Annotated in this window: 17 protein-coding genes and 1 other annotated feature; of the genes, 2 read left to right on the top strand and 15 right to left on the bottom strand. The window is 40.8% G+C overall.

The window, feature by feature from the left end:
• Nucleotides 1-25 precede the first annotated feature (25 nt).
• Complete coding sequence (locus DWW33_RS00620; protein WP_117840997.1) at nucleotides 26-868, top strand: AraC family transcriptional regulator; 843 nt, start codon at nucleotides 26-28, stop codon at nucleotides 866-868.
• Here the strand turns inward: DWW33_RS00620 and spoIVA are convergent.
• The 9 genes from spoIVA to DWW33_RS00575 all read right to left on the bottom strand — a co-directional run bounded on the left by spoIVA (nucleotide 848) and on the right by DWW33_RS00575 (nucleotide 10602).
• A complete protein-coding gene (spoIVA, locus tag DWW33_RS00615) occupies nucleotides 848-2335 on the bottom strand; it encodes a stage IV sporulation protein A (protein WP_117840996.1) in 1488 nt (495 codons plus the stop codon). The genes DWW33_RS00620 and spoIVA overlap by 21 nt on opposite strands.
• 52 nt (nucleotides 2336-2387) lie before the next feature.
• Nucleotides 2388-3317: a diacylglycerol/lipid kinase family protein gene (locus tag DWW33_RS00610; RefSeq protein WP_117840995.1), complete on the bottom strand. Its 930-nt coding sequence runs from the start codon at nucleotides 3315-3317 to the stop codon at nucleotides 2388-2390.
• A 1-nt stretch (nucleotide 3318) separates the two neighbouring features.
• On the bottom strand, nucleotides 3319-4836 hold the full coding sequence (malQ, locus tag DWW33_RS00605; RefSeq protein ID WP_117840994.1) for a 4-alpha-glucanotransferase: 1518 nt from the start codon (nucleotides 4834-4836) through the stop codon (nucleotides 3319-3321).
• A gap of 25 nt (nucleotides 4837-4861) precedes the next feature.
• Nucleotides 4862-5872: a LacI family DNA-binding transcriptional regulator gene (locus DWW33_RS00600; protein WP_118638662.1), complete on the bottom strand. Its 1011-nt coding sequence runs from the start codon at nucleotides 5870-5872 to the stop codon at nucleotides 4862-4864.
• A 54-nt stretch (nucleotides 5873-5926) separates the two neighbouring features.
• Nucleotides 5927-6811 carry a carbohydrate ABC transporter permease gene (locus DWW33_RS00595; RefSeq protein WP_117840993.1) on the bottom strand — a complete coding sequence of 295 codons (885 nt, stop codon included), beginning with the start codon at nucleotides 6809-6811 and terminating at the stop codon, nucleotides 5927-5929.
• Nucleotides 6811-7653 carry a carbohydrate ABC transporter permease gene (locus tag DWW33_RS00590; RefSeq protein ID WP_117697151.1) on the bottom strand — a complete coding sequence of 281 codons (843 nt, stop codon included), beginning with the start codon at nucleotides 7651-7653 and terminating at the stop codon, nucleotides 6811-6813. Before DWW33_RS00590 ends, DWW33_RS00595 begins: the two co-directional genes overlap by 1 nt.
• Before the next feature lie 85 nt (nucleotides 7654-7738).
• The gene (locus DWW33_RS00585) at nucleotides 7739-9133 is read right to left on the bottom strand and encodes an ABC transporter substrate-binding protein (protein ID WP_118087409.1); all 1395 of its coding nucleotides are present in this window, start codon (nucleotides 9131-9133) and stop codon (nucleotides 7739-7741) included.
• Nucleotides 9134-9363: 230 nt separating this feature from the next.
• Nucleotides 9364-9774 carry a C-GCAxxG-C-C family protein gene (locus tag DWW33_RS00580; protein ID WP_117946894.1) on the bottom strand — a complete coding sequence of 137 codons (411 nt, stop codon included), beginning with the start codon at nucleotides 9772-9774 and terminating at the stop codon, nucleotides 9364-9366.
• Nucleotides 9775-9864: 90 nt separating this feature from the next.
• Entirely contained in the window at nucleotides 9865-10602 is a 738-nt protein-coding gene (locus DWW33_RS00575) for a class II aldolase/adducin family protein (RefSeq protein WP_117697145.1), read from the bottom strand.
• 228 nt (nucleotides 10603-10830) lie between these two features.
• Here DWW33_RS00575 and DWW33_RS00570 point away from each other — a divergent pair, with 228 nt between their 5' ends.
• Entirely contained in the window at nucleotides 10831-12105 is a 1275-nt protein-coding gene (locus DWW33_RS00570) for a chloride channel protein (protein WP_118638661.1), read from the top strand.
• 171 nt (nucleotides 12106-12276) lie between these two features.
• Here DWW33_RS00570 and DWW33_RS00565 read toward each other — a convergent pair whose 3' ends face one another.
• The 6 genes from DWW33_RS00565 to argS form a co-directional block, all read right to left on the bottom strand.
• Nucleotides 12277-13980, bottom strand: coding sequence for a proline--tRNA ligase (locus tag DWW33_RS00565; RefSeq protein WP_118638660.1), 1704 nt, complete (start codon nucleotides 13978-13980; stop codon nucleotides 12277-12279).
• A 72-nt stretch (nucleotides 13981-14052) separates the two neighbouring features.
• Nucleotides 14053-14280: a binding site (T-box leader), on the bottom strand.
• Nucleotides 14281-14318: 38 nt separating this feature from the next.
• On the bottom strand, nucleotides 14319-14957 hold the full coding sequence (locus DWW33_RS00560; RefSeq protein WP_118638659.1) for a DUF4340 domain-containing protein: 639 nt from the start codon (nucleotides 14955-14957) through the stop codon (nucleotides 14319-14321).
• Nucleotides 14957-17062, bottom strand: coding sequence for a Gldg family protein (locus DWW33_RS00555; RefSeq protein ID WP_118638658.1), 2106 nt, complete (start codon nucleotides 17060-17062; stop codon nucleotides 14957-14959). The genes DWW33_RS00560 and DWW33_RS00555 overlap by 1 nt, the downstream gene beginning before the upstream one ends.
• Nucleotides 17062-18003: an ABC transporter ATP-binding protein gene (locus tag DWW33_RS00550; RefSeq protein WP_118638657.1), complete on the bottom strand. Its 942-nt coding sequence runs from the start codon at nucleotides 18001-18003 to the stop codon at nucleotides 17062-17064. Before DWW33_RS00550 ends, DWW33_RS00555 begins: the two co-directional genes overlap by 1 nt.
• Before the next feature lie 113 nt (nucleotides 18004-18116).
• Nucleotides 18117-18764, bottom strand: a complete 648-nt coding sequence (locus tag DWW33_RS00545) for an HAD family hydrolase (protein ID WP_118638656.1) — start codon at nucleotides 18762-18764, stop codon at nucleotides 18117-18119.
• A gap of 10 nt (nucleotides 18765-18774) precedes the next feature.
• Nucleotides 18775-20544, bottom strand: a complete 1770-nt coding sequence (gene argS, locus DWW33_RS00540) for an arginine--tRNA ligase (protein ID WP_022242603.1) — start codon at nucleotides 20542-20544, stop codon at nucleotides 18775-18777.
• Nucleotides 20545-20565 lie beyond the last annotated feature (21 nt).

Here is a 20565-nt window from a genome sequence, read left to right as displayed (position 1 = left end):
GCAAATTCCAGAAGGGAGGCATACGATGGACCCAAAATATAAGAATTCTTATAAAGTAAATAAAAAAGAACTGGTTTCCCTTTCCGTCTATAATGTCGGTTTCCAGAAATGTGAACCTCTTTACCAGTGGGGACCGGGAATCCGTGACCATTATCTGATTCATCACATTCTATCCGGCAAAGGATATTATTCTGTTGGTGGTAAAGTTTATGCCCTTTCCACCGGAGATACCTTCCTTGTCTACCCTCAGACCGAAATCACCTATTATGCAGACGAAAAAGACCCGTGGGAATATGCCTGGGTAGGCTTTAATGGCAGTGACGCTGCCATTATTTTGAATGCCACAGATTTTTCCAGGGAGTTTCCACTGATTCACCAGACGCCGCTTTCCGAATCCATCCGGGAACACCTTCTCGGTATCTATGAAGCCTGCGGAAATGATTTCATGGATTCTGTAGAAATGACCGGACGGCTCTATCAGACGCTGGCTCTTTTTATGAAACATGCCAGCAATAATGAACAGTATAACAGTTCCAGCAACTATGTCCAGAAAGGAATTGCCTATATTTCCGCCAACTATTCCTACCCGATTCACGTAGAAGATATTGCTGATTATGTAGGCGTAAGCCGGAGCCATCTGTACCGCTCTTTTGAAACCATACTGGGTCAGTCGCCGAAAAATTATCTGACCCAGTTTCGTTTAAAACAGGCATGCTATCTCTTAGAACACTCCAGCCTATCCATTACTGCTGTAGCTAATTCCGTAGGCTTTGACAATGGGCTGCATTTTTCCAAGACGTTCCATAAGCTGAAAGGAATATCGCCCCGGGATTACCGGCTTGCATCCTTAAATAATAATACAGACTAATCCGCCATTATTATCATTTACAACTTTCTGCATGGTATCCTGCAGTTTCATCTGGCTTTCATCATCCATCATGCCAATCTTGCTGCGGATACCGTCTTCCATCAGTTCTCCAATGGATTTTCCAAAAATGCTGGTTCCCCAGACTCCATCTTCTGTGCTCTGTCCCTCTTTGATATAATGAATCAGGTCGTTTGCCTGCTCTTCACTTCCTACAATCGGTGCAATCTCCGTTTCAATATTTGCCCGGATCATATGAACAGACGGTGCTACTGCCTTGATTTTTACACCAAACTTATTGCCATGTTTAATCAGCACCGGATCATCCATTTTAATATCTGAAAGCTTCGGACTCACCACTCCATATCCTTTCATTTCTACCGATTGTACCGCATCCGCTACCTTCTCATATTCCTTACGTTTCTCAGAAAGCTCTTTTATCATGGAAATAAGCTGGTATTCCCCAGTCACTTCTGTTCCGGTCAGTTCACTGATATTTTCATAATAATACTGATCTGCAATATCCAGCCGGATATCTGCTGTGCCATTTTCCAGATTCACCGCCTGCATCATCATATTGGAAATGTAATCTCCCTCCGGAGCCATCTTGTAATCCATCAAATCTTTAATCAGAGTTACTTCCGACAGCATTTTTCCAGCATTTGCAACCACATTTTCTTTGATTGGATGACTCATTTCCAACATTTCTACCCATTTCGGAAGAAAGAAATTCATCTTCACCACCGGGAATTCATAGAGGATACCCTTCAGCACTGCATAGACATCTTCTTTTCGAAGCTGCTCACAATTCAGTGGAAATACACTGACTTCATATTTTTCTTCTAATTCTTTTGCCAGTTGTGCCGTTTCCTCGCTGTATGGTTTTACGGAATTCAGTACCATAACAAAGGGTTTTCCGATTCTCTGCAGCTCTTTTATGGTTTCTTCCTCACCTTTCACATAATTCTCCCGCGGGATATCTGTGAAACTGCCATCTGCAGTTACTACAATTCCAATGGTTGCATGGTCATTAATAACCTTTCTGGTCCCGACCTCTGCTGCCTTTGTAAAAGGAATTTCCTCTTCAAACCAAGGCGTCTTTACCATTCGCTCCACACCATTTTCCAGATGTCCGGTGGCACCCTCTACCATATAACCCACACAGTCAATCAGCCTCACTTTTACTTCGGCATCTTCGCCAAGCCGGATTTTTGCAGCATCTTTTGGAATAAACTTCGGCTCTGTTGTCATAATGGTTTTCCCCTGGGCCGCCTGTGGCATTTCATCCACCGCACGCTGGCGGCTGTTTTCATCCTCCATAAACGGAAGTACCATCAGCTCCATGAAACGTTTGATAAAAGATGACTTTCCGGTCCGCACAGCTCCAATCACACCTATGTAAATTTCCCCATTTGTCCTTGCACTGATATCTTTATACATATCATAAGTGCCTGTATTAAAATTTTCCATATAAATTCCTCCTGCCTATACTGTTATATGTATATGCAGGAGGAAGTCACCTTTATAACAAAATATTCAGTTTTCCAGAAAGACATCTAAACTCTGCGTGCGTCACATCCCCACAATATTCTCCGTCAGCATGCAATACCATTGGTTTTTCCAAATCCACGCTGAATTTTCTGCAATTATGGATATCAAAGCACTTAAATCCTGTATGTTTTCCCTTTACCAGAAATGGCAGCAGAAAAAAGGTACGCCACCTTGCCACTCCATAGCCACAGCAGACCGAAAATTCTCCGTCCGTAGCCACTGCATCCGGAGCCATCGGCACTCCGCCGCCTTCACAATACTGATTCATTCCAGCAATAAAAATCATCCGGGAAATCGGCTCTTCCACTTCATCATCAAATACTATCTTCGCCTCTGCTGTCGGCATGGTAAACAGGGATTTTATCGTAAGACAGACGTAGGTTAATGAACCAAGTCCCAGTTTATTTAATGCTTTCTTTAATCCGGAATGCAGTGCCTGTTTACATACATCCGCATCCAGTCCAAGACCGGAACTAATTGCAAAAATCTTCTGTTCCTTCTGTCCTTCTTCCACCCAGCTGACACAACCTAAGTCAATCGGCGTTGTCTCTTCCGCCTGAAGTATCCGCTCTAAATTTTCTGTAGGTGTTCCATTGATTTTCATACCTCTTGCGAAATCATTCCCGGAGCCGGTCGGTATGTAGCCAAACCGGATTTTTTCAAAATCATGCATCCCGTTCAGTACTTCATTTAACGTACCATCACCACCGACCACAATAAGATACACTTTTTCTCTATCAATATCACATACACGGTCTGCAAGCTTCTTCGCATGGCCCTCATACTCTGTAAAATGTGCTTTATACCTTATTTCATGCTCCAGAAGGTAATTCTGCAGTTCCTCCCAGACCCGTTTGGACCTGCCGCCTCCCGAGGTATTGTTTACTATAAAATGATACATTTTATTCTGCTGTTTCTAAAGCTTCCAGCTCTTCTTTTGTTTTTCTCTTTCTACAGTAGATTTCCATATTTTTGCAGACTTTCTTTGCAAGTGCCGAAGTAATCTGTCCATCTACTGCACGCCATTTCCAGTTCATGCCAAGTGTAGATGGTGTATTCATACGTCCTTCACTGCCAATTCCAAGAATATCCTGCATCGGAACAATAGCCATATCACCAACACAGCCCCATACTGCTTTCATGGTGCCCCAGTTATATCCTTCTTCTTTGTTTAATCTTAAATATTCTTTGGCATATTTAACGCTTTCCTTTGGAGCCGTCTTGAACCATCCCATAATGGTATCATTATCATGAGTTCCAGTATAAACAACACAATTCTTTTGATATGTATGTGGAAGGTAATCACTCTCTTCTCTGCTGTCAAAAGCAAACTGGATTAACTTCATTCCAGGGAAACCGGTATCCTTTAACAACTGTTTTACGGACGGTGTTAAATAACCCAGATCTTCTACAATAATATTTAATCTGCCAAGTTTCTTTTCCAGAGCATTGAACAGGTCCATACCAGGACCTTCTCTCCACTCTCCATTTCTTGCTGTCTTATCCTTTGCAGGAATTGCGTAATATGAATCAAAACCTCTGAAGTGGTCAATACGAACAACATCATACAATTCAGACATTGCTTTGATACGTTTTGTCCACCAGGTATAACCATCCTTCTTCATAGCATCCCAACGGAATAACGGGTTACCCCATAACTGTCCATCATCGGAGAATGCATCTGGAGGACATCCGGATACATCAATCGGATCCAGGTTCTCATCTAAATAGAACTGTCCCGGATTTGCCCATACATCTGCGCTGTCACCAGCAACATAAATAGGTACATCACCGATAATCTGAATGCCTTTTTCATTAGCATATGCTTTCAGCTCTGTCCACTGTTTGAAGAACAGATACTGCAGCATTTTCCAGAATTCAACATCATCTGCAAATTCTTCTTTCGCATTTTCAATTGCTGATGGTTTGCGGAGTTTTAAATCTTTCTTCCATTCAAACCATGCAACCCCGCCATTTGCATCCTTCAATGCCATAAACAGTGCATAGTCCTCTAACCAGTCACTGTTTTTCTCACAAAAGTCCGCAAAATCATCCGGTAATGCTTTTTTAAAGCGCTGATATGCTTTTTTCAATAAAGGAAAACGGTTTTCATAAAGTGTTCCATACTCTACAAATTCCGGATTTTCTCCCCATTCATAGCTTAAACATTCCTTTTTTGTCAGTAACTTATCCTTACAAAGATAATCTAAGTCAATAAAATATGGATTCCCCGCAAAGCTTGAAAATGACTGATACGGAGAATCTCCATAACTGGTTGGGCATATCGGTAATATCTGCCAGTAAGTCTGTCCTGCTTTATCCAAAAAGTCTACAAATTTTCTGGCTTCCTTTCCCATTGTACCAATTCCGTATGGTGACGGAAGTGAAGATATATGCATTAATATCCCACTTGTTCTCATAATTAAATTCCTCCTGCAAACTAGATTATTTTCCTATCTCACGAACACTTTCCCCCAGTGCAAGTTCAAAAGGTATTATCTCATGTACTGCCTTGGTTTTCAAGTCAATTGTACGAAATAGTATTTCAAGACTGCGTTGTGCCATCGTCTGGTACCGCTGTCTTATAGTGGTCAGCTTTGGATTATAGTAATCCGCCATTGGTATTCCGTCAAACCCCACAACGGAAATATCATCCGGTACCAACAGACCTCTGTCTCGTATCGCACGAATTGCTCCAATTGCCATGACATCACTCATCGCAAATATAGCAGTCACATCCTTTGCCTTCTCCAAAAGCTTTTCCGTAGCCCGATATGCACTTCCAAAGTCAAATCTTGCTTTCACAAAATATTTATCGTAATCAAATATTCTTCCCTTTTCACCAAAGCATTTCTCGCACCCGATATAACGCTGTTCACTGACATAAGAGGAACTTAAATTTCCTCCAATTACCCCAATATGAACATGCCCCTGATTCACCAGATAATTCATGGCACATTTCGCCGCTTCCACATCATCTGTTGCTACACTGGACAGGTTCGGAAAGCCAAGATCTTTTCCTGCTGTAGACACTAATACCGATGGAACTTTTACTTCATGAAACTTTTCCCTGAAAAATGCAGGATTACCTCCGAGGAATAAAATCCCCAGAGGTTTTCTTTCACGACACTGAATAATTGCCTGTTCTACTTCATTTTCTTCTTCATCCAGATATATCATATTCAATGTATAACTAGTCTTATTTACAATCGTCTGGATTTCTTCTGCTATCCCTGAAAAAACCATATTCGACGTACCTTTTATCAGTACGCAGATGGTTTTAGACGCAATCTGTTTCAAATGCTTCGCATTTCCATTTGGAACAAAATTGTGTTCTGCAACAATCCGCCGAATCTTCTTTTCTGCTTCCGGACTCACATCATCCCTGTTATTCAGAACCCTTGACACAGTACTTACTGAATACCCGGATTCTTTTGCAATATCTTTTATTGTCATGTTTTGTCCTGCCTTTACACTATATCTATAGCGAAATACTTATTATATAAATGCTTAACCTTTTACAGCTCCTGCAACAACGCCTTCGATAATATATTTCTGACAGATTCCATAGAAAATGATAATTGGAAGAATTGCCAGTACCAGCATAGCCATCATTGCGCCCCAGTCGATAGAGCCATATCCACCTTTCAAATACTGAATTGCAATCGGAATCGTTTTCCATTTTCTGATATCAAGTACCAGATATGGAAGAAGGTAGTCATTCCAGATCCACATTACCTGAAGAATTGCAACTGTAATTGCCGTAGGCTTTAAAATCGGGAATACAACCTGGAAATATGTCTGAATCGGGCTGCATCCATCAATCATTGCTGCTTCTTCGATTTCAAGCGGGATACTCTTTACAAAGCCGGTAAACATGAATACCGCAAGTCCTGCTCCAAATCCAAGATATACTAAAATGATTCCAACCGGATTTCCAAGATGTAACATATTGGACAGCTTGGATAATGTAAACATTACCATCTGGAAAGGTACAATCATGGAAAACAGGCAAAGGCAATATAAACCTTTTGAAAACTTATCATTCACGCGGATGATATACCATGCACACATAGATGTGCAGAGAATAATTACTGCAACAGAACATACTGTGATAAATAATGATGTTCCAAACGCATTAAAGAAGTTAATCTTGCGGATACCTTCTGCATAGTTGGTTAATCCAACAAATGCCTTCTGTACTCCGGCAACAAATCTGTCCCATCCGTCAGTCATTTTAAACGGTCCTAACTGGAACGGGAATCGGTTAATATATGCCTTTAATTTAAAGGAGTTCATAAATACGATTACAATTGGAAGTACCCACAGTACACTTAAAATAGTAAATATAATGGTAAAAATCCAGCCATGTTTTGCTTTTCTTACATTACTCATTACTGCTGCACCTCCTTACGTCTGGTCAGATAGTTCTGTCCAAGTGCAATTATTGCTACCAGAATAAAGAATACAACTGCTTTTGCCTGACCAACGCCTTCCCATCCGTTTCTACCATAGAAAGTATCATAGATGTTCAATGCTAAAAGCTGTGATCTCTTTGCAGGTTCACCTGCTGTCAATGCTAAGTTCTGGTCGAATAATTTAAATCCGTTGGTCAGTGTTAAAAATGTACATACGGTAATAGATGGCATTACCATCGGTAAGGTTACATTTTTAAGTACCTGCCAGGAAGTTGCCCCGTCGATTTCTGCAGCTTCAATCAAATCTCCAGGAATATTCTGGATACCTGCGATATAGATAATCATCATATAACCTATCTGCTGCCAGCACATCAGGATAATCATACCCCAGAAACCATATTTTTCATTATATACCAATGTTCTGCTGTAATTTGCGAGAATACCATTGAAAATCAACTGCCAGATATATCCTAATACAATACCACCAATCAGGTTCGGCATGAAGAAAATGGTACGGAACGCATTTGTTCCTCTAATACCCTTTGTTAAAAGCATCGCAATTACGAATGCAAAAAAGTTAATGGCAAGCACAGAAACAATTGTAAAGAGTGCTGTATACCATAATGAGTGAACAAATGTCTCATCTCCAAAGATTTTGGTATAGTTAGATAGTCCTACAAACTTTGCATCCGTAACAGTTGTGAATTTACAAAAAGAAAGATAGATACCCATAGCAAAAGGAATTATAAAACCAATTGTAAATGCAACTAACGTTGGAAGTGCAAAAAGAGGAAAATATTTTTTAATTGATTTGTTCATAATATTTTTCCTTTCCCTTTATAAAGGGCAGGCGATATCCGCCCGCCCTTTTTTCACATATTGTTCTGATTATATGTGATAAGTCTTACTCGTTTGCTGCTGCGTACTCAGAAGCCCAGCCATCAACGAATGCAGTTACAACATCATCCCAGGAACCTGTTCCAGCAGCATAAGCTGTTAATGCAGAACCTACGCCATCTTTCCAAGCCTCAGAAGGCATTGTTGTAAAGCACCAAGCTACAGAAGTCTTACCATCTGCAATGTACTGGTTAGCTGCATCCATGAATGCATTGCTTGCCTGATATCCATCATCAAATGTATCAAATGGTGTTGTGAAGCCCATCTGGTTAGCAACAACGTCACGTCCTGTGTCACTTGTAATAACCCAGCTCAAGAAATCTTCTGTTGCTTTGATGTTTTCTTCAGAAGCATTAGCATTAATACACCAGTAGTTCTCAGATCCTGTACAAAGTCCCTGATTCTCTTCTCCATCAGCTCCGATGTAGATAGGCATCATTCCAAGGTCATCATCTGTTAATACACCAGCATTGATAATATCATTGTATGCCCATGTACCATTCTGATAGAATACAGCTTCGCCTAAGCCAAATTCAGCTGTTGCATCATCACCAGTCTTGCTTGCTAACATAGAGCCTTCGCAAGTAGAATCTGTTGTGTATAAATCCCAGATCTGTTTGTAGTTATCAAGGTAAGTTCCTTTGATAGCATCTGTAGATCCGATTCCATCTGCTTTGTATTCATAGTAGATTGGAAGGTTTGCTAAATGGGTTTTGAATCTCCAGTCAGAAGATGAATCCATACCAGCTGAAGTAAATGCACCCTTAAGGTCATATTCAGGACCAGCTGCTTCACTTACTTCTGCAAGTCTTGACTGAATATCATCTGCTACTTCTTTTAATTTTGCAAAGCTGTTGATTTCATCGATAGAAGTAACTTTAGCTCCGTCCATTCCGCAATATGCGTTTAATACTGTTTTGTTGTAAATAAGACCATAAGTCTCAAGTACATATGCAATACCTTTTACTTCATCTCCATCTTTCAGTACAAAGTCATCACTCTTAACATGTGAATAAACATCTGTTCCTGATAAGTCTGCACAGTAATCTTTCCATGTTGCAAGACCAACCGGTCCGTTTACCTGGAAAAGTGTAGGTGCATCAGATTTAGCCATCTCAGACTTTAAAGTCTCTTCATATGTACCAGATGCTGCTGTAACAACTTCAACTGGAACACCAGTCTCATCTGTGTAAGCTTTTGCAAGATCCTGCCACTGCTGATCCTGTTCTGGTTTGAAGTTCAAGTAGTAAACAGAACCACTTGCTGCTTCTTTGCTGTCATCTGTCTTCTCTGTTCCTGCTGCATTATTGTCAGCTGTTTTCTTGTCGTCGCTTCCACATCCAGCAACCATAGCTGCTGTCATAGATACAACTAACATAAGAGATACTAATTTTCTTTTCATAGTACATCCTCCTAAAATATAATATGCTGTCCTTCCTGAAAACCTCTTCCCCAATCTGTATACCGACTTGTCTGAAAACTGGTTGGTTACGTTCTCGGTAACGTTTTCAGTGGATGTATATAATATAACCCCATTACTCAAAAATAGCAATGGGGTTTTCAACATTTTGTACACTTATATAATTTTGGCATTCCATTTTTGTGCACTTTTACCATTAAATTGTGTTTTTTCTATGAAAACAAGCGCTCTGCAATACGGACTGCATCTTCAATACAGCCATCGCAGCTCCGCAAAACCTTTCCGGTTTCAATTCCTTTCAATTCTTTACAGATATGAGAGCCGTTTTTTTCATCAAATGCTGCTGTCAGTCCCTTTACTGTCTGATATGTTCTGCCTTTGGTCATGCCCTTTTCAATTGCTCCCGAGCTTCCCAGTGCTCCTGCAATCATATACATGCCGGTTACTGCTCCACAGGTTCCCTGCATATCTGCCATTCCTGCGCCGAATCCTTCGGACAGACGGAATAAAGTTTCCTCGTCAATTCCAAGCTTATCACTGTAACTGCATAATACTGCCTGCGCACAGTTATAACCACTGTGATGTTTTTCTTCTGCTAATTTTACTCTTTCTTCTATTGTCATCTTCTAATCTCCTTTTTCTGTTTCCCGCTATTCTCTGTAATAACTTTTTCTTGCTTATAAAATGCTGCCTTCTGCCAAACGTTTTCTTTTCTATCCATCTGGCAAAAGATTTTTCCTGCGGATACACTCACGGCAGCTTTCAAATAATAATTTCTTACTGCCACAGACTGTTTCCGGATTCTTCATTCCTGCCTTTTCCCGCATCAGACACAATTTGTGTACCGTATCTGCATCCAGCTCCCGGTCCATTTCCATCATTTTACTCTGGTAAAGAAGTCTTGCATATAATTCTACCGACTCCATCCGGTAATAAGCTTCCGTCAGGTCCTTTCCATAAGTCAGTGCCCCATGATGCGCTAAGAGCAACGCATCAAAATAGTCAAGATATGGTGCAATGGCATCCGGTATTTCCTGCGTAGACGGCAGCCCATATTCTGCTACCGGCACACAGCCAAGACTTACAATGGATTCTGATATGATTGCACGATTTAATGCCTGACCGCCAATCGCAAAGGTTGTGGCATATGGCGGATGCGCATGTACAACTGCTCTTACATCCGGACGTTTTTCATATACTTTCAAATGCATCTTCATTTCAGAAGACGGGCGGAACCCATCCTGACAGGATAAGACTTCTCCCTGCAGATTTATCTTACATAAACATTCTTCCGTCATATATCCTTTAGATATTCCGGTTGGCGTACACAAAATTTCATTCTCTGATATACGCACAGAAAGATTACCATCATTGGCAGCCACCATTCCACTCTGATAAATTCTTTTTCCAATCTCTATCATCTGCCGGCGTATCCTGATTTCTGATTCCATCTTTCTTCCTCCATTGCCTGTAATTTCCAGATTTTATAGAAAGCCTTCACTTATTATAGTCACCCCGGTTATTTTTTGCAAATAAAATTCTCTTCATTTATCTCTTCATTCATCTTGTAAATTTATTTCCAGAATGCTACTATTTCTTATAGAATATATATTTTTCAAAAAATACAAACAATTTCTGCTTATAATATTTACTTTATATAAAAAAGGAGTTACTACATCATGAACGAACCAGTTACCAAAGAACTTGTGATACATAAAATCAAACACAATCTGCGTCGTCTGCGTACCGCCATAAAATGGATTATTTTTTCTATTCTGTCCGGTCTTCTCATCGGTATGGTGGGAATTGCCTTTTACTTTGGCATGACATGGGTCACCGATACAAGAACTGCTTATCCATGGCTCATCTTCTTTCTTCCGCTGGGTGGAATCGTGATTGTACTGCTCTATCATCTTCTCCATGATGAAAAGGATACTGGAACCAACCTGGTGCTTTCCGCCATCCACTCTGGGGATGAAATTCCACTGCGTATGGCTCCGCTTATTTTTATCTCCACCTTAATCACACACCTCTTTGGTGGTTCTGCCGGCCGGGAAGGTGCAGCACTTCAGCTTGGCGGAAGCATCGGAAATTCTCTCGGAAGACTTTTCCGTTTTGATGAAAAAGATAAACATATTATGATTATGTGCGGCATGAGTGCTGCTTTTTCCGCCTTATTCGGAACACCGATGGCTGCAGCTATTTTTCCGCTGGAAGTAGTCAGTGTCGGCATCATGCACTATTCTGCATTAGTGCCATGCGTTATCTCTGCTTTAGTAGCACATGGTCTGGCATTACACTTTCAGATTGCGCCGCCGTCCTTTGCCATTTTAGACATTCCGGAATTTGGAATTTCTTCTGCAGTTACCGTAACGATTCTTGCCGTTTTATGTGCATTGGTCAGTATCCTGTTCTGTATTTCCTTACATTACAGTGAAGCCATTTACCGTAAATTTATCAAAAATCCTTACCTTCGTGCTGCGGCAGGCGGCTGCATCATTATTCTCCTCACCCTTCTGGCAGGTAATCAGGATTACAATGGAACCGGCGTTAATATTATTTCCAAATGTTTTGACGGCACAGTGGCTCCGGAAGCTTTTCTTTTAAAAATCATTTTTACCGCCCTGACCCTTGGTGCCGGCTTTAAAGGTGGCGAAATTGTTCCTACTTTCTTTATCGGTGCAAGCTTCGGCTGTCTCTTTGGAACGTTGACCGGTTTCTCCCCAACCTTATGTGCCGCCATCGGTATGGCTGCCATTTTCTGTGGTGTCACCAACAGCCCGATTACTTCTTTGCTGATCAGCTTTGAAATGTTCGGTTTCGCTGCAATGCCATTCCTGCTTCTTGCGATTGCATTCAGCTATATGCTCTCCGGCTATTACGGACTGTACCGCAGCCAGAAGATTATGTATTCAAAATTTAAGACAAGCTATATTAATAAACAGACGCACTAACTACGAGAAACACGCTTTGCGAGTTTCTCGAGTTATCGCGGTGCTTGCCAAATCTGCATGCAGGCATGCGATTTTTCTCGCTATTCGCACAAAAAGAACTTCTGCTGATTGTTTTCCAACCGGCAGAAGTTCTTCTTATATCATTCACTATATGCTATTTTTAATCTCTTCTTATAAGTACTTCTGAATCTCTTCAAATACGTTTTCTACCGGAACCTGTTCCTTTAAGGTCTTATCACGGGATGTCACTTCAACGATTCCCTGTTTCATATTTCTAGGGCTTACGATAACACGAAGTGGAATTCCAAGAAGGTCTGCATCTGCAAACATAACGCCGGCACTTACGGTACGGTCATCATAGACAACTTCAATACCAGCATTCTGCATTTTCTCATATAAATCATCAGCAAAAGCCTTTACTTCTTCATTGTCCGGTCTTACTGCACAAAGGTGGACCTGCCATGGAGCAATTTCCTTTGGCCAGATTGGACCATACTCATCATGATGGGCTTCACATACAGCAGCAGCAAGTCTTCCGACACCGATTCCATAGCAGCCCATGATTGGAGTCTGTCTCTCACCATCTTTATCTACATAAGTCATCTTCATGGACTTGGTATATTTGGTTCCGAGCTGGAAGATATTTCCCACTTCAATACCTTTAGAAATACGGACGGTCTTCTTACCACATTTCGGGCAGATTCCACCTTCGTATACCTTAGCAAAATCATGATATTCTGCGTCTTTTACATCACGCTCCATATCAAGTCCTTTGAAGTGGTATTCCTCTTCATTTGCTCCGCAGGATAAGTTATTTCTTCCTTCCAGAGACTTATCATATAAAACCACATGAGGTGCATTGATATGTAAGCCAACCGGTCCGATATAGCCTGCATTTAATCCGCACTCTTCTGTAATAACAGCAGCATGAATCTGGTCACCAAGATAATTAACAAGCTTGGTCTCATTGATTTCCAGATCGCCACGGATAAATACAACCACATAGCTGTCATCTGAATTTTTCTGATAAACAACTGCTTTACAGGAGTTGTTTGTCTTATCGCCAAAGAATTCACAGATATCTTCAATAGTATGGATATTTGGTGTATGAACCTTTTCCAGTTCTGCTGATTCTGCGGCTCTTGGAATATCAGAAATATTTTCTGCAGCTTCCATATTTGCTTTGTATCCACAATCATCACAAAGTACAATGGAATCTTCTCCAATCGGAGTAAGAAGCATGAACTCATGGGAAAGGCTTCCGCCCATCATACCGGAATCAGATGCAACGGATACCACTTCCGGAATACCGGCTCTTTCAAAAATACGCTCATATGCCTTGTGTACTCTCTGATAATACTGCTCCAAATCTTCCTGGCTGGTATGGAAGGAATATGCATCCTTCATGGTAAACTCTCTTACACGGATTAATCCGGCACGAGGTCTTGCTTCATCACGGAATTTGGTCTGAATCTGATAAATCATAAAAGGATATTTGGTATAGCTCTGTGCATACTCACGAACCAGCTGTACGGCTGCTTCTTCGTGGGTCATGCCAAGTACCATCCTGGCACCGTTTCTGTCTGTAAAACGAAGCAGCTCGTCTCCGATGCTTTCATATCTTCCGGATTCTTCCCAGATAGATGCAGGCATAACAACCGGGAACTGTACTTCCTGTCCGTCTACCTTGTCCATCTCTTCACGAAGAATCTGCTCAATCTTACGTGTAATTCTCTTTAATGGCAGGAATGAAGAATAGATACCATTTGCCACATATTTGATGTATCCACCTTTTACCATAAGTGCATGACTGTCAATCACACAATCTGCCGGTCTCTCTTTAAACCGGTCACCAACTAATTTTTCCAGTTTCATTTTCTTATCTCCTTTTTCTATTCTTGCAACTCATCTGCTTAAAGCAATATAAAAGCCCTAAGCTATGATTTAGCTTAGGGCGAATGTTTCATCCGTGGTACCACCTAAATTCAGGACTGCTCCTGCACTCCGGCACATCTTCTTATGCCTTCTCTCTGTAACGGGAGAACCCGACATACCTTCACTTCTGCTTGGATATGCAGCTCCAAGACTGGTTCATCATCTTCCGTCAAAAACTCTCACCTGCCGTTTTCTCTCTGAAGGCTTCCAATGATTACTATTTCTCTTCCACACTTTCTCATATATTTTACCAACGGATATTTTACTTGTCAATCCTTTTATTCTGCAATTTCGGTTGTGCTTTCCGTATCCCCGTCTTGTAGAGTATCAGCTTCTTCTGTCTCTTCCGGCTGTTCAGTCGCCGATTCCTCAGTACTCTCCGTTACTGTAAGATCCGCAATGCCTTTCTGATAAGTGGTATATACTGCACTTCCTGCCAGATAAATACTGTCAGACTGATTCGTCTTTACATAATACTGGCTCAGCATGTCATTTTTATTTCCGATCAGAAGTGTTGTTGTTCCATCCCCTGTCGTCAGTGTAATGGTATTTGACGGCGTTTCAAGTCCATACTCTGATAAGTCCTCATAATCCTTGATTTCCTGCTCTGCCGTAAGTTGTGCTGTGGTGGCAATCAATGTTTCCATAGTATCCTGGTCTAAAGAAATGCTTTTATCTGCCTCATAATACCATGTATCATCTTCTTTTACAAAAGACAGTGTCTCATTATTATATTGATAAGAAAATGCATTTACATCTTCTGTGTTAACATCTGTCACCGTTACTTTTGAAGCTTCTTCCTCTTCCTTTTTTTTCTGTTCCTGGCTCTTATTCCACTTCGTCAGGCCAACCCATGCCACAATGCAGATAAGAAGCAGGATGCATAAAGCAATCAACTGTTTTTTCTGTTTCTTCATTACTTCTTTCTCCTTCTCATCCAGATTACGATACCGATTGCAAGAAGCAATAACGGAATTACTGCAATGCCGATTACAGCTGATGCAATGACAACCGAAGCCGGTACGGTCAGGGTACTGCTGTCATATTCTTTGACCGGAATCACAACTGCTGAACCGCTGTCTTCCGGAATATAGCTTGCAATGGATTTTGAAAATACGGATAAATTATTTCCGGATACCATACTGTCTGCATCATCCGTAAACATACTCATGGAAGAATATACAAGAATATCTGCGCTTGTATCATCCATGGTTTTTTCCGCCTTTAATCCTACCGTAAACGGTCCTGCAATATCATCCTCCGTCTGCTCTAAGGAACTTGTAGCATCTGTCTTACTGTACGCTGCATCCGAAGTGGTAAGTAAAGGTGTATAGGTTACATTTTCGGTATCGGTATTATAGGTAAGACCTACTGCATACGGTGTAAATACATAGCCATCCACACCGGAAGTCAGTGCACCGCTTTCTACATTTGGCAAAAGATAATATGGTGCCTGATAATAAGAACCGGTATTGCTCTCCATCACCATTCCATCTACTGCAGTAATGCCAAACTCATTTAAAACCGAATAGAAATTACTCATATCAGCATCTGTATAAGATAGCGTTACCAAAAGTTTTCCACCTTTATTGATATAATCAATTACTTTTGACGCATCATCGGATGAAAAATCAGAGGTCGGTCCATTGATAATAAGTGCCTGTGCATCTTCCGGAATGCTGTCTGCCTGCATCAGGTTGAGGCTGTTTAAAGTGACATTTGCTTTCTCAATAGCATCTTTAAAATCACCGTTCAATGCTGTCTCACCATGTCCCTGCAGTTCGTACATAACCGGCATTTCATCCGATGTGACATAGGAAATGGCACTGGTAAGCTGTCCCTCTCCATCATAACCTGTAGTCTGGCTGCTATAAGTACTGTAATCTATACTGGTCTCATAAATATTGCTGTAATTAATTACTTTGGAACGTTTGCTGCTTTCTACAATCAGACTCTTTCTGGTGATAGAGGTATCATCCGTATAATCCCGATAAAAATTCGGATAAACGGATGGGTCTTTATATTCTACTGAAATATGGGAAGATTCGCCTTCATAACGCTTTAATGTCGTTGCAAGGGTATCATCCATATTTCCTTCCGCTTCCAGAACATAAATAGTGACATCCTCATCCAGATTATGAAGAATCTCTTTTGTATCATCAGAAATGGAATACATCTTCTGGGCTGTCAAATCAATAGACGTAATGGAAGATGGCAATGCATTTACTACAAGGTTTACTACGACTGTAACCACGATTCCGATCACAACCATGGCAGAACTGAATACGCCAAGCTTTAATTTCTTACTGCTCATACTCCAGCGACGCTTCTGTATGGACTGTACCGTCAGGAACAAAAACAGGATAATCATGGAAATATAATATACAATGCCGGATACATCAAGAATTCCCTGCATCAGCATATCCATGTGTTTTGTCAAATCATAACAGCCTAAAATCTTTGTAATCATATTTCCATTCTGTGAAATCAGATTGGTAATTCCGGTCATCAGATATCCCACAAAGAGAAATACAAAGGTTAATACTGCAGAAATTACAATACTTTCTGTCAGTGAAGATACAAAGGTTCCAATGGCAATACAAGTCATACCATATAACCAGAAGCCCAGTACTCCCACATAGCTCTTTACAAAAGCAACACTTCCATATGCTGACATAATTAACGGTGCCAGACACATAACCGCTGCACTAATGGTAAATACAGTTCCGGTGGCGAGATATTTTGCCAGAACCACTTTTTCTACTGATACCGGCGAAGTTAAAATCAGCTGGTCTGTCTTATTCTTCCGCTCCTCTGCCAGGGTACGCATCGTAAGAATCGGCACAGTAACCAGAAACAGAAACGTTACTGCTGATAAAGTACTGCTGATGTCTGTCGAACCATAATACATATTGTATACATAAAAATAAAGGCCAAACAGTGCCAGTGTTGCTGCAATAAAAAGCCATCCGGTCACTGTCTGAAAATAAGATTTTAATTCTCTTTTCCATATTGCACGCATTATTCTTCCTCCTTTGATGTAAGTTCAAGAAAGATATCTTCCAGTGATTTACCACCATTTATCATTTCCAAAATCGGCATATCACTTTCTGCGCAAATATGAAAAATCTCTTCTCTGACATCTTTATTTTTTTCTGCCGTTACAGTCACCTCAGTAACTCCATCCTCCGGCAGTTCTTTCGTCTCTACTGCAGTAATATGTTCTGCATCTGCAAAAACTTCTTTTACTTTTTCTTCTTCAGCTTTTAATTTAAGCTCGATTACCTGTCCACCGGACATCCGCTCTACCAGTTCTTCTGTTTCTTCCGATGCAACTAATTTTCCATGGGAAATAATAAATATGTAATCACATACTGCCCGGACTTCCGAAAGGATATGGGAACTTAAAATTACAGTATGCTTCTTGCCAAGACTCTGAATCAAATCACGGATTTCAATAATCTGTTTCGGGTCTAAGCCTACTGTAGGCTCATCTAAGATAATAACTTCCGGATAACCTAAAATTGCCTGTGCCAGTCCGACTCTCTGCCGGTATCCTTTGGACAGATTTTTAATCAGTCTGCCTTTCATATCAGTAATCTTTGTGGTTGCCATGGCATCTTCTACATATGGTTTCCGTTTCTCCTTTGGAATCTTCTTAAGTTCTGCTGCAAACAAAAGATATTCTTCCACCGTCATATCCATGTATAAAGGTGGCAGCTCTGGCAAATAGCCAATACATTTCTTTGCTTCCTCCGGCTGTGCCAAAATATCAAATCCATTGATTTTAATGGTTCCCTCTGTTGCCCCCAGATATCCGGTAATCATATTCATTGTAGTTGATTTGCCTGCACCATTTGGTCCTAAGAAGCCATAAATTCTTCCCGGCTCAATAGTAAGATTCAAATCATCTACCGCTACATGCGTCCCGTATTTTTTCGTCAAATGACTAATCTCTATCACGTCTCTTCCTCCTTATAACATCTTACCTCAGAAAGTCTATGAGAAAGTTGTGTTAAAAAGACGATGATTTTGTGATAAAAATGCGGTCAAACTGTGTTTTTTGTGTGACAGAATTAATCTAATAATTCTTCAAAGCTTAGGATATAGCGGTCGGACAGCTGCATGATTTCATTTTTCTCATAGGAGGAATGGATATCTTCCACACCTACCACATAGAAATCATCCATCTTTGCACCTTCCACACCTTTTAAAATATCTTCATATACCACACACTGCTTTGGTTTCAAAGAAAGCTTTTCTGCTGCAAGCTGGTACACATCCGGGAATCCCTTTCCCCGTCTCACTTCCTGCGTCACTGTAAATGCATCAAAATATTTCATGATGCCACAATGGGTAAGACAGGGACGAAACAGCCTCTCATCGGAAGAAGTTGCTGCTGCAATCTTAATTCCTTCTGCCTTCAATTGCTTCAGGTAATCTATAACGCCGGCTTTCAGCTTCACCTCATTGGTATAAGCTTCAATCGCCATATCAAACCATTCTTTTATAATCTCCTCTTCGGACTCCGGCAGATTGAAACGCTCTTTGGTATATTCTGCTGCCGCATCAAAGTTCTTTGAAGTAATTGCTACCAGATAATCATCCGGCACAATAAATCCTCTTTTGCCAAGAAAATCCTCATCAATTTTCCGCCATACTCCCATGGAGTCTAAAAGAGTGCCATCTAAATCAAAGATGGCACCCATTCTATTGTCAATCATATATTTTCCTTTACATTCTGTCTGGTGCAGAGAAACCTAATACATCGATACAAACCTCTAATGTCCGCCTGGTCAGTGTTAATAAACGAACATAGGAAGCCTGCACTGCCTCGTCTTCTTCTGCCATAATCTTTGTCTCATGATAAAAATGATTCAATGCATTTGCCAGGTCATAGATATAAGAACATACCTTATGTGGTGCTGTCTCTTCGTAGGCATTTTCCATCATGGCATTGAAACGGGTCAGCTCTAACATCAATGCCTTCTCGCTTTCGGAATGTGCCGGAAGAATTGCTGCTGTTCCTGCTTCTTTTCCTGCTTCTTTATATTTGTTCAGAATGGATTTGATCCGGACAATCGTATAAAGAATGTATGGGCCTGTATTTCCTTCAAATGAAGTAAAACGGTCGATATCAAAAATATAATCCTTGGAAGCCTGATTGGAAAGGTCTCCGTATTTTACTGCGGAAAGTGCAACTACTTTTGCGGTTGCCTTTGCTTCCGCTTCTTCTACCGTACGGTTCTCTGTAATCTTGCGGTACATCTCATCATTGATGCTGGAAAGCAGTGTCTCTAACCGCATGACACCACCCTCTCTGGTCTTAAATGGTTTTCCGTCTTTTCCATTCATGGTACCAAAGCCTAAAAACTGAAGCTCTGTATCATCATCCACAAGATGTGTCTTTCTGGCACAACGGAACACCTGTGTAAAATACAGCTCCTGACGTTTATCCACTACATAGATAATTTTATCCGGATGATAGTCTTTCATACGCCATACAATCGTCGCAAGGTCTGTTGTGTTATAAAGAGAGGCCCCATCGGATTTTAAAATCATACATGGCGGGATCTCTTTCGTATCAGTCTCTTCTTTGACATCTACTACCAGTGCACCATCACTGATATATGCATAACCGTCATCCTTCATCTTCTGTACCATGTCCGGGATATATGGCTGTGCGTCAGACTCACCCTTCCATAATTCAAAAGATACATTTAAATTAGCATAATTCTTCTTTAAATCCGTTACAGATACATTTAAAATATGGGAAAGTAATGCCTGATAGCCTCTTCTTCCATGCTGCAGTTCATAGGTTGCCTGCATGGCAGCTTCTTTATAAGCTGCATCCTCTTTGGATTTTCCGCTGGCTGTCGGATAAATTTCTTCCAGCTCGGAAATGGTAAATGGAGGCTCAACCGGATATTCTCCCTCATAATTTTCATCAAAATAGCAAAGTTCCGGTTTACGGAGCTTTAACTCAGTAATAATCAGTCCCATCTGAAGACCCCAGTCTCCCAGATGCACATCACCAATCATATTGTGTCCCATGAATTTACCAATACGTTTGATGCTTTCACCGATAATAGCAGAACGTAAATGTCCTACATGAAGTGGTTTTGCAACGTTTGGTCCGCCATAGTCAATCATGATGGTCTTTGGATTTTCCACCTTATCACAGCCTAAACGCTCTGTATCCTCCTGCATCTTACTGATATAGGAAGCCACAAATTCATTATTCAGCTTTAAGTTAAGGAAGCCAGGTTTTACAGCTTCTACGGATTCAAACATTGCGTTATCCTTAAGCTGTGCTACTACTTCCTCCGCAATCATAATCGGTGCTTTCTTATATTCTTTTGCAGCAGCCATAGCGCCGTTGCACTGATATTCACATAAGTCCGGTCTGTTTGAAACAGTTACTTTTGCATATTTTGCATCAAGTCCGGCTGCTTCAAATGCTTTCACCATCTCATCTGTTATTAAATCCAGTATCTTTCTCATTCTTTCTCATGTTCCTTTCTG

This window comes from Roseburia sp. AF15-21 (genome assembly GCF_003479505.1).
Classification (GTDB): domain Bacteria; phylum Bacillota; class Clostridia; order Lachnospirales; family Lachnospiraceae; genus Roseburia_C; species Roseburia_C amylophila.
Note: the sequence above shows the minus strand (reverse complement) of the source record. Positions and strands in the feature narration are given on the sequence as shown.